The organism is Paenibacillus sp. ACRRX, from assembly GCF_022346885.1.
Classification (GTDB): domain Bacteria; phylum Bacillota; class Bacilli; order Paenibacillales; family Paenibacillaceae; genus Paenibacillus_B.
The window spans coordinates 69,028-82,723 of record NZ_JAKRNK010000001.1 but is presented as its reverse complement, the minus strand read 5'-3'; the positions used below and the strand labels follow the sequence as shown (position 1 = coordinate 82,723).

Below are 13,696 nucleotides of genomic sequence, written 5' to 3'. Positions count from 1 at the left end.
TAGACGCCAACGAACCAACGCTTGTCCACAAGCTGTTCGTATGATATCCAGACAACAAAAAGCGGCTGTCTGAACCTTGTTGCGTTCATCAAGCAGCCGTATTACGCATGCAGAATCGAATTAAGAACTTCTTGTACTTCTTCTACCTCACCGGAAGGCACCAGCACTTCAAATTGCTGCTTGGAAAGATGAATGGGACGTACTCGAATAAGGAATCCCTCTTCCGTCAGTCTTGCAAGTATCATGTCTGCGATTTTGGCAGTCGGAGCGATGTAGATAACCGTCCACATTCGCGGAGACCCCCCTAACGTTCCAATAGAGCTGTGTATAATGCCATTATGATAACATAATTGCCATTTTCATAGCAACCAAATCCATGGAAGCAGCAATGCTTCTTAGAGAATCTAAGCTCTTGATTTCGACGCTAAACGGCGTTCAACGCCTTTTTTCTTGCCTTATTCAGCTCGACATGTCAGGTATAAATTATTTTTCACGAATAAAATATGAAGATTTTTATGAATCAATGAGGGCGAGTGAAGACACATCACAGCGGAAGAAATAGCGAGATCAGTTCACTGGGAATGTCTTCACTGAGGACCTGCTGTCAGGCGATAATTATCAAAATTACTCAACTTAGCTATCCACACGATCAATCGTATCGTATATCGTAGCTTTCGTATCCTGATGCGCGATTCGCGACGAAGCTGCTGCTGCAATACCCGCCACTAGATCATCCAGAAAGACATGTATTTGCTGTTTATGATTGTTCAGGTGCCGAAGAATACCTATTTTGGTTTTATCCAAATAACCAAAGCTTGTCAAGCCAATCGTCCCATATACCCCCGTTATGCCTAACGCCAGCGTCTCATCCACACCATATAACGATTCATCCGCCTCCAGCATGGACTGCAGGGGTTCAGGCAATTGTTTCCTTTCGGCCATTACATCTAATGCAATACCCGTCATCAGCGTATACTGCACTTCACGTTTATGAAGCACCGCCTTAACACTTTCCAAGCACTCTTCCACCTTTAATGTCGCATTGTAAGGCTTCTGCAGCTCAAATGCAATCTCAGCTATCGAAAGCAGTGATACCCCACGTTGTTCCAGCCACTGCGCTGCTGCATCATATGTCACAGGCGCTCCCTCCATTCTCCCGATACGACAGTCTTGTCTTCTCATATAGGGTGTATCTACATGATATGCTCAAGGTGCAGGAAGGGTGAATAGCTTTACGAAAAAATAATGTAACATCCATGAAAACAAGAAGATTGTATCCGTCGTACGCACAGCTTTGTAAAGGTTAGCATGCTGAAATGCCGCTTATCACGTTGTAAGCGCAGTACCCCGGATACATATTGCAGCACCATAAGATAAGCTGTAGAGATGCAGATCAGCATGCGCGTATACTATGCCCAACGACTAACACCTGACAAATGTGTTAGCCGCTGGACTCGGCTAGACTAACGTACACGCACAGACCCTTCACCCAGCATCGTTTCGACGCGCCTGAACAACTCAGGCGAAGGCTTGACAGCATAAGCGCTGCTCAAAGCCCGCAGCTGCTGCTCGCGCTCGTAGAAGAGCACGGTTGAGAGCGGTCCCGGATGCGCTTGAATGAGCTGCTTCAGCTCATTCAACAGCTCAGGCCGTTCATGATCGGCCGTGATCTTGATGTACACGCGCTGGCTCTGCCTCGCGCGTGCATCGTCGCGCTCAGGCAGAGCTGCGCGTGACGCCGCCTGCGGCGCTGGAGCCGCCTGTATCGCAGCAGCGCTGCTCCCGGTCCCGCCCGCCCTGCGCGGGGCTGCGCCAGCGTCACGGCGTGTGCGCGCGCGGCTCGCAAGCTGCGCGACCGCCTGCGGCTCCAGTGGCGCAACTTCATGCGCCAAGAGCTTAAAGTCGTCATCCTGCTGCTGCACTTTCGCCAGCACAGCTACAAGCGCTCCTTTCGAGATAAGCGGCTTGGCCCGCCGCCATACTTCAGGAAACAGCACAACCTCAGTTCGCTCAATCCGATCTTCCAGACCGATAAACGCCATAGGCTTGCCTTTCTTTGTCATAATGACTCGTTCGGATACAACCATACCTGCCACCACGCACTCACTCTCATCCACCGCGTCATGCAGGTCCACGATACGATCCGCGTCAGCATGCTCTAGCAGTTCTACGTAATCATCAAGCGGATGCCCGGATAAATACATCCCCAGCAATTCCCTCTCCAGTTCAAGCTGCTGTGTCATCGTAAAGGGCTGTACACTCGGATACTCAATCGATCGATTGTTTACCTCTACGAAATTAAACAATTGGATCTGTAAATCTTCACGTTCCTTGCGCCATTTCACTGCTGCTTCAAGCGTCTCGTCAAGCATCGCCAGCAGCTGTGCCCGGTGACCCGGCAAGCTGTCCATCGCCCCTGCCTGAATAAGAGATTCAATGACGCGGCGGTTGCACACCCGCAAATCAACCCGCTTGCAGAAGTCATGCAGATCTTGATACGGCTGCTCCGCTCGCTCGCGAATCATGCACTCGATCGCCGTAGTTCCGACGTTCTTGATTGCTGCGAGGCCGAACCGGATAGCATCATGAACAGGCGTAAACGTAACGTTACTCTCATTAATATCTGGTGGTAAAACATCGATGCTTGTCCGTCTGCAATCCTCAATGTATTCAGCAGTCTTACGATGGTTGCCCATATTCGCTGTCAGCATGGACGCCATAAATTCAGTCGGGTAATGTGTCTTCAAGTATGCCGTTTGAAATGCCAACACGCCATAAGCTGCCGCGTGCGCACGTGGGAAACCGTAATCAGCAAATCGTACGATCATATCATATACACGGTTCGCTTCTTCTTTCGTGTAACCTTGTCCAAGACTGCCTTCTACAAAATGAGCCCGTTCCTGATCAAGCACTTCACGCTTTTTCTTGGAGACAGCTCGCCGAAGCAAATCGGCCTCGCCAAGCGAGAAGCCCGCCATCCGGGAAGCAATATGCATGATCTGTTCTTGATACACAATAATCCCGTACGTGTCCTTTAAAATAGGTTCCAGATCCGGATGAGGATATTCCACTGGCTTGCGACCGTGCTTGCTCTGAATAAAATTCGGAATAAACTCCATCGGTCCCGGACGATAGAGAGCCAATACGGACACGATATCTTCGAAACCGGAAGGCTTCAGTTCGCGTAGTACTTTGCGAACTCCTGTCGACTCCAATTGAAACAAACCGGTTGTATCTCCCCGTCCGAGCAGTTCATAGGTCCGCTCGTCTTGATCGTCAACACGGTTCAAGTCAAGCGCCTCTCCCGACTTCGCCTTGATCCATTCGAGCGTACGCTCGATAATGGACAATGTACGCAATCCAAGAAAGTCCATCTTCAACATACCGATGGCTTCCAGATGCTCCATCGAATACTGCGTTAATGCTGTGTGCTCCGTACCTGCTTGCAACGGCACGAAGTGTGGCAGTGGTTCGGGGGCGATGACTACCCCTGCGGCATGCGTTGAGGCATGTCGGGGCATACCCTCGACTTTAATTGCCATCTCTATAAGCTCACGAATACGAGGTTCCTTCTCGCACCATTCACGTAATTCACTGCTGACTCTCATCGCTTCCGTAAGCGTCATGCCCAGCTGATTTGGAATGAGCTTGGCAGCACGGTCCGTATCGCCGTATGATACATTCAACGCGCGTCCCACGTCTCTTACCGCTGCTCTTGCGGCCATTGTCCCGAACGTTATAATCTGCGCAACGCGGTCGTGTCCGTACTTGTCGGACACGTATTGAATAACCTCGTCTCTGCGCTCATCGTTGAAGTCAATGTCGATATCCGGCATCGTGATCCGTTCCGGATTGAGAAACCGTTCAAACAGCAGCTTATGCTTCAACGGATCAACATTTGTAATCTTGAGCGTGTACGCTACCAGACTACCGGCGGAAGAGCCCCTTCCAGGCCCAGTCATTATCCCTGATTCGTGTGCATAACGAATAAAATCCCACACAATCAGAAAATAGTCCGAGAAGCCCATCTGCTCAATCGTACCCAGCTCAAAGGCAAGCCGTTCATGTGCCGACTGAACAAAGGCCTCTTCTTCCCATTCGGATAAGTGCTGATAGCGTTCTAACAATCCTTGTTCACACAGTTCACGCAAATATTGACCTGCAGCAAGGCCTTCCGGCAACGGCTGGAACTCCGGCAGCACCGAATGCCCGAACTCTAACTCCACGTTACATGCATCCGCAATCCGGCTTGTATTGTGTATCGCCTCTGGTACATGCGCAAACAAGGCGTTCATTTGCTCGCCATTCTTAAAATAAAGCTGATTAGATGCAATACGCAATCGCGTCTCATCTTCTACCGTCTTGCCCGTGCCGATACAAATGAGCACATCCTGCATCGCAGCGTCTGCTTCCTCTATATAATGGACATCGTTAGTGCATACCAACGGAATATTAAGCTCGCGGGCCAGATCAATTAAGCCGATGTTGACTTTCTTCTGCTCCACTAAGCCATGGTCCTGAAGCTCCAGATAAAAGCCATCCTTAAATATATCTTTATATCTCAATGCAGCTTCTCGTGCTTCATCCATGCGGTCGTGCAGCACGTGCTGTGAAATTTCGCTGCCTAGGCAGGCACTGGTACAGATTATACCTTCACCATATGTTCGAAGCGTGTCCATATCTGCACGCGGCTTATAATGAAAACCTTCCAGATGGGCGATGCTTGATATCTTCATTAGATTCCGGTAACCCTGCATCGTCTTTGCCAACAAAATAAGATGATAGATCGGCTGGTCCTTACGCGACACCCGCTCCGTCAAGGCACCAGTCGTTACATAAGCCTCCATCCCGATAATCGGCTTGATTCCGTGCTTCTGACACGCCCGATAAAAGGCAATTGTGCCGTACATGACGCCATGGTCGGTAAGGGCAAGCGCCTTCATGCCATTCGCAGCTGCCCGCTCCACCAACGATTCAATACGTGCAGCTCCATCCAGCAAGCTGTATTCGCTGTGCACGTGCAGATGTACAAATTCATTCATGCGCTTCACTCCATTCCATTCCGTGTAACTTTCCATACTATTCTTTGCCTAACCGAACATACTTTCGTCTTTCATTGTATCATATTTTGAGCTAGAAAACCTATACATGTACAAGGGGCTAGTTTGTCCATTGCCTTTACTCCACACGTAAGAAAGGAGCATCACGATGGGAACTTTTTTGTCTAAAGCTATCATCGACTTCGGCATCGCATTTGGTGTTGTGCTCGGCGGCTCGTTGCTTGGAGGTATCGCAAGTGTTATCGCCCTGCAATCCCCTGCCGAGACGATGAAACATATTGCGGAGCATATCAAAATATGGGCCATCGTCGTTGCTGTCGGCGGAACCATCGATCCGCTGCGCGTCATTGAGTCTAATTTTTGGGTCGGAAACTTGTCGCCTGTATTTAAACAGCTGATGTTTATCCTTGTCTCATTTCTCGGCGCGCATCTCGGGACAGAACTTGTCCAATGGATGTGCAGGGCAAGGGGGTAAGCAGCATGCACCCTCGCAATTGGATTCGTGATGGAGCTGTTGTATTCGTAGGGATGATTATTGGGACATGTGTCTATCATGCAGTCTTTATGCACCAGATAGACGAACTTGTCATGCGGAACCTTGACCTACAGGACCAGCTTTCTCATTTTCGCTCGGAAAACGAGGACCTAATCCGCTACAAAAATCGCGCTACTGTTATTAAAAGTATTTCCATTCATATTTATGGACCAGGCAGTAAAGATGACATTCCACAATCAGATGAGACTGAGCTCCGTAAACGACTATCCCGTGATCTCGCCGGACTTAAAGGACGCAATGTCTTTCAGATTGACGAGTATGCAAAACTGGTAGAAGGCCTTCTGACACGCAAACTTTATACCGATATTCAAGCTCGTGACTATGTTGTCTCTCTGCGCACGATGCTCGTAACAGAAGGCGTACTTCATGTGTGGGTAGATGTAAAATCTCACGTGCCATCTGCACCCTAATAATAGGTTCAGGTGACGATATTTGCAGCAGCGTAAGGAAAGCGTGTAATCCTTCTAGAATGGAAACCTTTTATGCTTCACGGCTCAACACATGAATTCGGATAGGCTCTTCTCTCACATTATGGTAATATAGGATTAACATTATGGACCATTATCCTAGTCAGCAGGAAGGAGCGACGTGCCCGTCATGTACGTGATTCAACTCATTCTTACTTTACTGATCTGCCTTGCCTCTATAAGCTCCGTCTTCTTCAGCTTCCGCTCAAGACGATCAAAGAACGTGCTGCAGCGCGGGTTATTCGCAGCAAGAACTAACATTTGTATGGGATTACTGCTTATTCTCATCGCGGTGTTTCAGATGACGATGTTTACAGGTTCAACCCTAAGAGTCATCATCGGGGCCATATTGCTCGCACTCGGCGTCTTCAATTTGTTTGCCGGGCTGCGCAATCATGGACATTTTAATCGTCTCTTGGCCCATGAGGGGACCAAATAACAAATAAGCGTACAGTCTGCACCGTCTCCTGTGTCAGCACTGTACGCTTTTTTATGTACGAGTCAGCAATCCTATCCCAACACTGCCGCTTTCATTTTACGAACCAACATTTCAGCAGCCTGTATTAATCATGATCAATAGACTGCGCCGTCATCATCGCCTTGGCAACAAGCTGATCTTGAAGTTTCATCTCGATCTCAAGCTTGCAAAATTTACGGCTCATCTCAATAAATCTCGGGCGGAGAATGACGATATCTTCAATCTGAATCGGACGGACGAAGTAGCTAGTCATATTTTCCATAATATGATCATGAACGCGCATATCTTTCACTGCACGCAAGGCGGCATTAGCCATAATGGACAATATTATACCTTCCGATACCGCACCAAGACCATTAACCATCTGTGGTGTTATAACACCCTGAAAGTACAGCATACCATCGTCGTTCCGCAATTCTTCAAACCCATTCCAAATCAGGTCCTCGAATGTCTCACCTAATTGAGGTTCTTTTCGTGCATCACGCATAGCCTGCAGAACCTCTTTGCGAGTTATGACGGCAATCAGCTTCCGATTCCGGTCAATCACCGGCAGCAGTTCAATGCCTTCCCATACCATCGTGTGAGCCGCTGAAGCAAGCGTAGTTGTCAAGGAAGCCGTAATAGGATGGCGTGTGTACAGCTTATCTATCGTCTGGTCTTGCTGTGCACCTGCAATATCCTTGTACGCGATCATGCCCAAGACTCGATTCCATTCATCTACGATAGGGAATCGATTATGCCCCGTTTCTTGCTGCAGCTTTCTGAACTGCTCAACTGTACTATAAGAACGCATAATCGCAACTGGTGCCTTTGAGCCTACAATATCTTCAACAAGCATAATCTTCTTTTTAATAAGTCGGTCAAACAGCGCACGGTTAATCATAGAAGCCACCGTAAACGTGTCATGCTTCGAGCTGATAATCGGCAGATCAAGCGTATCTGCCAGCATCTTTACTTCCCTGCTTGTGCCAAACCCGCCTGTAATCAATACGCCAGCGCCATGCTGGAGAGCTAGACGATGCGCATCCTCTCGGTTTCCGACAATAAGCAGACTTCCAGCATCAATGTAACGTTCCATCGCGTCCATTTTCATTGCACCGATGACATATTTATTTAACGTCTTAGATAGTCCCCTCAGTCCACCAAGAACGTGTCCCTCTACGATGTCCACAACCTCAGTAAAAGTAAGCTGCTCTGACAAGTTGCGAGGCTTCTTCTCGACCCTTACTGTACCTATCCGCTCCTTCGTGATAACAAGGCCGACGCTCTCCGCTTCCTTTACAGCACGGTATGCCGTTCCTTCACTTACCTGCAGCTGCTTGGCCAGCTTACGCACCGATATCTTTGTGCCTGGCTTCAAGCTCTCAATATGATGGAGTAGCTGTTCATGCTTCGTGACCGTTGCGTCATGCATATCCATCTGTTACACCCCAATTCTCCGAACTGTCCTAATCTGTAGTCATTGTATCACAATCATTCCCATTTGTGCAAAACAGGAATACGGTTAAAATTCAAGTACTCGCCTCCTCTTTTAGTACATAAAAAGAGTCCTAAACCCACTAGATCTAGTGGGTTTGAAGACTCTCTTTCATCTACATTTACATATTTTCTGAGATAGGCTTGTATTCAAGTCTACTACTTAGCAGATATCACACTTCCGCTTGTGCTGTCTTTCTCCTGACGCTTTGACTTCTTCGAACAAAGAGCAAAATACATCCAGCTGCAGAACAGACTTGAGAACAAGTAAATACACAATACGCCAATGTTCTGCCACACATAATTCATGTCACCAAGTGAAACTACACCTCGGTATGCACGAATTGTATACGTCATTGGCAGCCATGGATGAAGCATTTGGAAAAATTCCGGTGTCAGCTCGATCGGGAATGTCCCCGCGGTTGCCGACAGTTGCAGAACTAGCAAGATAATAATGATAAACCGCCCCACATTGCCAAATGCCGTAACAAAAAACTGAATAAATGCAAAAAACATCAGGCTTGTGACCAGTGACACTAAGAAAAACATCGGTACGTTGGTCACGGTCAAACCAATTCCATATAACACAACACTGCCTGCGATAAGGACCTGGAATATACTCTCAATCGTCATCGTACCAAACTTACTTAACAACCACGCAAAACCGTTAGGTGGACGAAGGATCGTCTCTTTCATCGGGAATACAATGGAGAACATCAACGCCCCTACGAAGAAACCTAATGACAGGAAGTAAGGTGCCATACCAATACCATAAGTATTCACATCATGATTCTCTTCCTTGTCACTTGTAACCGGTGCCGATATCATATGATACGTGCTGTCAGTCGAATCTTGTGTTGCCTTCTCCGCACCATCCCGCAGCTTCGAGCGCAGCTCTGCACCGCCACTTATTAATTGCTGTTGTCCATCCATCAGTTGATTAAATCCGGTGTTAATCGCTTTATTGGCTGTATCTACGTCATGCAGCAGTGCACTCATTTTTTCAAATGCCATCTGATGTACTTTTTTAGCAGCCTCATCCAGCTTCATATTTGCCAGTTTGTGCATACTGTCTCTCACAATCGGCTCCAGCGTGTTTACTTTCTCCTCCGCTGTTTCATGAATTTTGCTGACCACGACAGGTTCAACACGATTGATCTCATCATCTGCATGCTGATGAACTTCATTTATCACTTGTGGTTCAAGTTGTGACCACTTCTCATTTAATACTTCATGAGCTTTCGCCTGTACTTGCTCTGACTTTTCGGAGTAGATCTGATCCGCATAATTATGGGCCTTCCCGAGCAGAACGGGAGCGAGCTCTTCCGCCTTGCTCAGTGCTATTCCGCGTGCCATGGCCCGCGCAGTCGGATAATAAGCGCTAAATTTCTTATCTGCTTCACTGTGAACCTTAGTTAACAACTTCTTGTTTACTGCATTTAGTTCCTTATCCACAAGTTGATTCAGATCCAGCTTTATTTTAACTTTGAGCTTTTCGATCTGCTCCGGCTTAAGGGCTGCATGTACGTTACCCCGCAGGCCGTCCAGCTGATCTTGAATCGCTTGCCATTTATCTGCTTCTTCCGGTTTCGCATCGGCTTTCATGGCAGCAAGATCTGCTTGCAGCTTGTCAAATTGCCGCTTGATCTGATCCTGATTGTCCGTCATGCGCTCAATCGTCTTGTCAAATAAGGCATCTATCTTCTCATCAATCCACTTATGTACGCTATTGCGAATAGACGCATCAATCTCGCCTGCCTCGTTATCGATAACATTATGCATCATAGCATGGGCTACAGGCTCCATTTTAACGACCGTGTTATCCACTTCCGTTACAATTTCCTTGTACACATCGTCTTTGTGTGATGCATAGGCCGCATTGATCTCATCATGGATCTGATTGCGAACTTGTTCGCCGTACTGTCCAAAAGCACGATCAATCTCTTGATTTAACTTCTCTTGCGCAATTCCACTGTTCTCACCAATCACTTCGTCAATTCGGGCATGCACCTTGTCTCGCAGCTCAGTACCATATGTTCCTGATTGCTTGTCAATCTCCTGATGCAGCTTGTTCACTAAAGGCCCTTTATTGGATGCGATTGCTTGCTCAATCTCTTTATTGATCGTGTTTTCAAGCTTCACTTTATTTTCATCCAGCAGCTTGTCCACCATGGAACCTGCTTGCGATGTCTTCGAATTAATCTGGCCGTTCAGCTCATTACGGAACGTCTCGATACCAGTCCCTAACTGCTTGAGCCCATTCTCCAGTTGCCCCGCTCCATCACTTGCTGCTCCCAGGCCATCCGCTAATTGGGCAATAGCGCCAAACATCTGCTCCACATATGTTTCAGTTACTTTCTGTGACGTCTCGGCTTTAATCTTCTCTACCACTTTGTCAGATATTTGACCTGACAAAAAGTTAAAGCTGCTGTTCTCCTTGTACTTCAATTCCAGCGGCTTCGGATTAGGGTCCAAAATGGTTGTCGCATGCTGCGACATTTCTTGAGGGATATCGATCAGCAAATAATACGTATGCTCAGCCAATCCTCGCTCCGCTTCAGCTCTGCCGACAAAGTGGAACTCTACGCTATCATTGTCATGGAGCTTCTGCATCAATTCACGACCGATCGCAATTTCCTTCCCCTCATATTGCACCGGCTTGTCTTCATTGACAACAGCCACTGGCATATGTTTTACATTGCTGTAGGGATCCCAGTTCGCTACCAGGTATACACCGCTATACAGCAGCGGCACGACGAGCAAGCCCAGAACGGGTATAAGCACATGCTTTGACTTCATCGTGGCAACAAACTCTTTGCCGAAATATCGAAGATTTTGAAACAACTTCAAATAGTGCTACCCCCTTCTTAGCCGGCAAAATGACCAAGTGACCATTTTTACATATTGAGTTCTTAAATAACATGAACTACATGACATTCGCCTGGCTTTTGTTTTACAACTAAACATCTCCACAGGTTGTAATCATACAAAATCCCTTTTAACGATTCAACCTTTTTTTTGTACTTGTCCTCAGCTTGTTACAACTCTTCCTCACAGCAAAAAGCCTCCTCGAACTTACTTTGAGGAAGCTCTGTTAAAAGAAAGCTCTAATAACTTATTGCTCATTACCCATAATCCGCCGTTCTATCTGCTTGTAACGTTGAGTCCGTACTTGGCGCAGCTTCCGTTCTACTTCCTCATCAACTCTTAATAGACGATAGAGATGCGCGCCTATAATAAGCACAGCGAACAAAGCCCATACCGCGCCAAATACAGCAGCCAACGACCAGCCTTCGTTCAAAGGTATTGTCGGCAGTGCGATAAACAACATCACCAGAACAGCAGTAATGGAGATGACGGATATCGCGCGGCTTTGTGTGCGGCTGTATTTCTTCGTGCGTTTTGTCGAGTTCATGTTTTTACATCCTTTCTCCGATCATGATCACTTCATCTTGTCCGCTTGCACGATGAGAATAAGTGATGATGCACATGATGCAATTCATTTGCTACATTCCAGCATTCTGTCTAATAACAGCATATGTGGACGGGCGGGCAATTATGACCGCAAAAAGGCTGCCGTCCGCACCTCGCAAGGAAGTGTGACGCCAGCCTTTTTGATCCGCCTATTTTACTGATACAGATGACTGAGTGAATCAGTTACGATCTTGTTTACATCTTGAATGACTTGTGCAAGAAGACGTTCTGCCTCAAATAATTGTGCAATGCTCGTGTTCATGCTGATAACCTGGTAAATTTGCTCCAACTTTTCCATCTCCGCCTGATCTGGCATAGCGCCTGTCATCATCATTTGCTGCAATTCGCTCTGACGCTGGCGGAAATCATCCAGCATACGTTTACTTTCCGGATCAGTTTCAATGACTTTCATCGCCTGTTCTACGGCTTTCGCTTCAGCCGAATCTTGCAATGCGCGCGCTAATTCATGCGCTCTATCGTATACGTTAGTCATATGTACGCATCCTCCTTATGTACGCCATTGTACAGTCCACGAATTCCGATCGTGACAACAGCCCATTCTCATGCACATCCTGCTTTGTTCATACGTCTAATATCTTAACGGATATCCATCCACTTGTCGAATCTCAAGGTATAACATACGTCCAGTCGCAACTCATTGGCTATTTTCGAACTAGGTCAATCACCAAGGAAAATATGTCCTCATATGATAAATCATTGGTCATAGTTCACCTGTAAACGCCTCGAACGGCGATTACCGAGATCATCCATGCAAGTGGTCGTTGGAAGGAGAACCAACATGTCTAAATGGAAAGTGGCGCTCCAGGTGATAAGCCCCAGTCTATTGCGCAATGAGGTGCTGATGATTGGCGAAGCGAAAGTGAAGCAGTGGAAGATTCCAGTAAATCAATCACTGACTTTACGATTTGGATCGTTTAAGCAGCAGATCATTGTAATACCGGTGCCTCGCTTCGACGGACTGCGTATGAATCAAACGCTTGCGGGCTCTCTAGGCGTCGTATCCGGCCAATCGCTGCGAGTTGTGTACCATGCCTCATCACAGACGCTCGCTATCGGTCCATTCATTGGCATTCTGATCAGCCGAGACCGACCTGATTCACCGGATAAACCGTTTGGTCCGATTACGGCGTTCTGCAAAGAGCTTGTGGATGCTTGCCAGTCACAAGGTGCCTGTGTCTGCTTTTTTACGCCAGAGCACATTGAACAGCATGTCAACAGCATCAGGGCCTGGGTCTATCAGAATAAATCGTGGCAGCAGACAGAGGTGCCTGTTCCTGACGTCATTAACAATCGCTTAACCTCCCGCAAGACTGAAAACAGAGAAACGGTACAGCACTTTATGAGGGAGGCGAAGGCACGGTATAAGTCACATGTCTTTAATGAAAAGTTTTTGGATAAAACCGAAGTATTTGACGCATTGAAGCGAGATTCCAATCCATCCCGCTATTTGCCGGAGTCGTATCTGCTTCGTAATTTCCAGACTTTAAAGACGATGTGCTCCCGATATCATACCGTCTTCCTAAAGCCCGCCAGGGGCAGTCTTGGCAAAGGTATTATCCGCGTAACCAGATTGAACGATCAATCCTATCAAGCGATGTACAGCACAGTTAACGGCACGCGAAGACAAAGCTTCAACAGCTTGGTCAAGTTGTTCTCTAGTCTTTCCTCCAAGCTGAAGGCCAATCGATATCAGATTCAGCAGGGACTTCATTTGATGGAAAACGGGGGTCGTCCGGTCGATTTCCGTGCTCTTGTTCAGAAAAATGCAACCGGTAAATGGACGCTTACTTCTATCGTCGCCAGAACGGCAAGCACACAGCATTTTGTGTCCAATTTGGCTCGAGGTGGTACATTAAGCACCGTTAAAGAAGCAGTTGTCAAGTCCAACTTACCAGCAGGTGCAAGATCAGATGTCTACAACCGCCTCCAGCATGCTTCACTTGAGATTGCGCGTGGCATCGATACGCAAATTCCTGCGCATTTCGGTGAGCTTGGCATTGACCTCGCGGTTGACAGCAGCGGGAAAGTATGGCTGCTGGAAGTAAACTCTAAGCCGTCCAAAAATGACAACACGCCGCTTAACGACAATAAGATTCGCCCTTCTGTCCGTAAAGTGGTCGAATATGCAAAATACTTGGCTGGGTTCTAATCTGTCTTATCTTGA

11 protein-coding genes are annotated in these 13,696 nt (G+C 47.4%); 4 read left to right on the top strand and 7 right to left on the bottom strand.

Annotated features, from left to right (window positions below; genetic code table 11):
- Nucleotides 1–101: 101 nt before the first annotated feature.
- From MH117_RS00335 to MH117_RS00325, 3 genes are all read right to left on the bottom strand, one after another.
- Nucleotides 102–290, bottom strand: coding sequence for a hypothetical protein (locus MH117_RS00335; protein WP_028546168.1), 189 nt, complete (start codon nt 288–290; stop codon nt 102–104).
- A 343-nt stretch (nt 291–633) separates the two neighbouring features.
- Entirely contained in the window at nt 634–1,137 is a 504-nt protein-coding gene (locus tag MH117_RS00330) for a phosphatidylglycerophosphatase A family protein (RefSeq protein ID WP_239326283.1), read from the bottom strand.
- Between the two features lie 326 nt (nt 1,138–1,463).
- Nucleotides 1,464–5,042 carry a DNA polymerase III subunit alpha gene (locus MH117_RS00325; protein WP_239326281.1) on the bottom strand — a complete coding sequence of 1,193 codons (3,579 nt, stop codon included), beginning with the start codon at nt 5,040–5,042 and terminating at the stop codon, nt 1,464–1,466.
- Nucleotides 5,043–5,208: 166 nt separating this feature from the next.
- Between MH117_RS00325 and MH117_RS00320 the strand changes: the two genes are divergently transcribed.
- The 3 genes from MH117_RS00320 (at nt 5,209) to MH117_RS00310 (ending at nt 6,522) form a co-directional block, all read left to right on the top strand.
- Entirely contained in the window at nt 5,209–5,535 is a 327-nt protein-coding gene (locus MH117_RS00320) for a YtrH family sporulation protein (protein ID WP_239326279.1), read from the top strand.
- 5 nt (nt 5,536–5,540) lie between these two features.
- Nucleotides 5,541–6,026, top strand: a complete 486-nt coding sequence (locus MH117_RS00315; protein WP_239326277.1) for a sporulation membrane protein YtrI — start codon at nt 5,541–5,543, stop codon at nt 6,024–6,026.
- 187 nt (nt 6,027–6,213) lie between these two features.
- A complete protein-coding gene (locus MH117_RS00310) occupies nt 6,214–6,522 on the top strand; it encodes a YtpI family protein (RefSeq protein ID WP_239326275.1) in 309 nt (102 codons plus the stop codon).
- Between the two features lie 124 nt (nt 6,523–6,646).
- Here MH117_RS00310 and MH117_RS00305 read toward each other — a convergent pair whose 3' ends face one another.
- The 4 genes from MH117_RS00305 to MH117_RS00290 form a co-directional block, all read right to left on the bottom strand.
- Nucleotides 6,647–7,981: a DRTGG domain-containing protein gene (locus MH117_RS00305; protein ID WP_239326273.1), complete on the bottom strand. Its 1,335-nt coding sequence runs from the start codon at nt 7,979–7,981 to the stop codon at nt 6,647–6,649.
- Between the two features lie 215 nt (nt 7,982–8,196).
- Entirely contained in the window at nt 8,197–10,887 is a 2,691-nt protein-coding gene (locus MH117_RS00300; RefSeq protein WP_239326271.1) for a YhgE/Pip domain-containing protein, read from the bottom strand.
- Nucleotides 10,888–11,152: 265 nt separating this feature from the next.
- The gene (locus MH117_RS00295) at nt 11,153–11,452 is read right to left on the bottom strand and encodes a hypothetical protein (RefSeq protein ID WP_239326269.1); all 300 of its coding nucleotides are present in this window, start codon (nt 11,450–11,452) and stop codon (nt 11,153–11,155) included.
- A 213-nt stretch (nt 11,453–11,665) separates the two neighbouring features.
- Nucleotides 11,666–12,004: a YlbF family regulator gene (locus tag MH117_RS00290; RefSeq protein ID WP_239326267.1), complete on the bottom strand. Its 339-nt coding sequence runs from the start codon at nt 12,002–12,004 to the stop codon at nt 11,666–11,668.
- Between the two features lie 306 nt (nt 12,005–12,310).
- On the opposite strand from MH117_RS00290, the gene MH117_RS00285 reads away from it, so the two are divergent.
- A complete protein-coding gene (locus MH117_RS00285) occupies nt 12,311–13,681 on the top strand; it encodes a YheC/YheD family endospore coat-associated protein (RefSeq protein ID WP_239326265.1) in 1,371 nt (456 codons plus the stop codon).
- Nucleotides 13,682–13,696 lie beyond the last annotated feature (15 nt).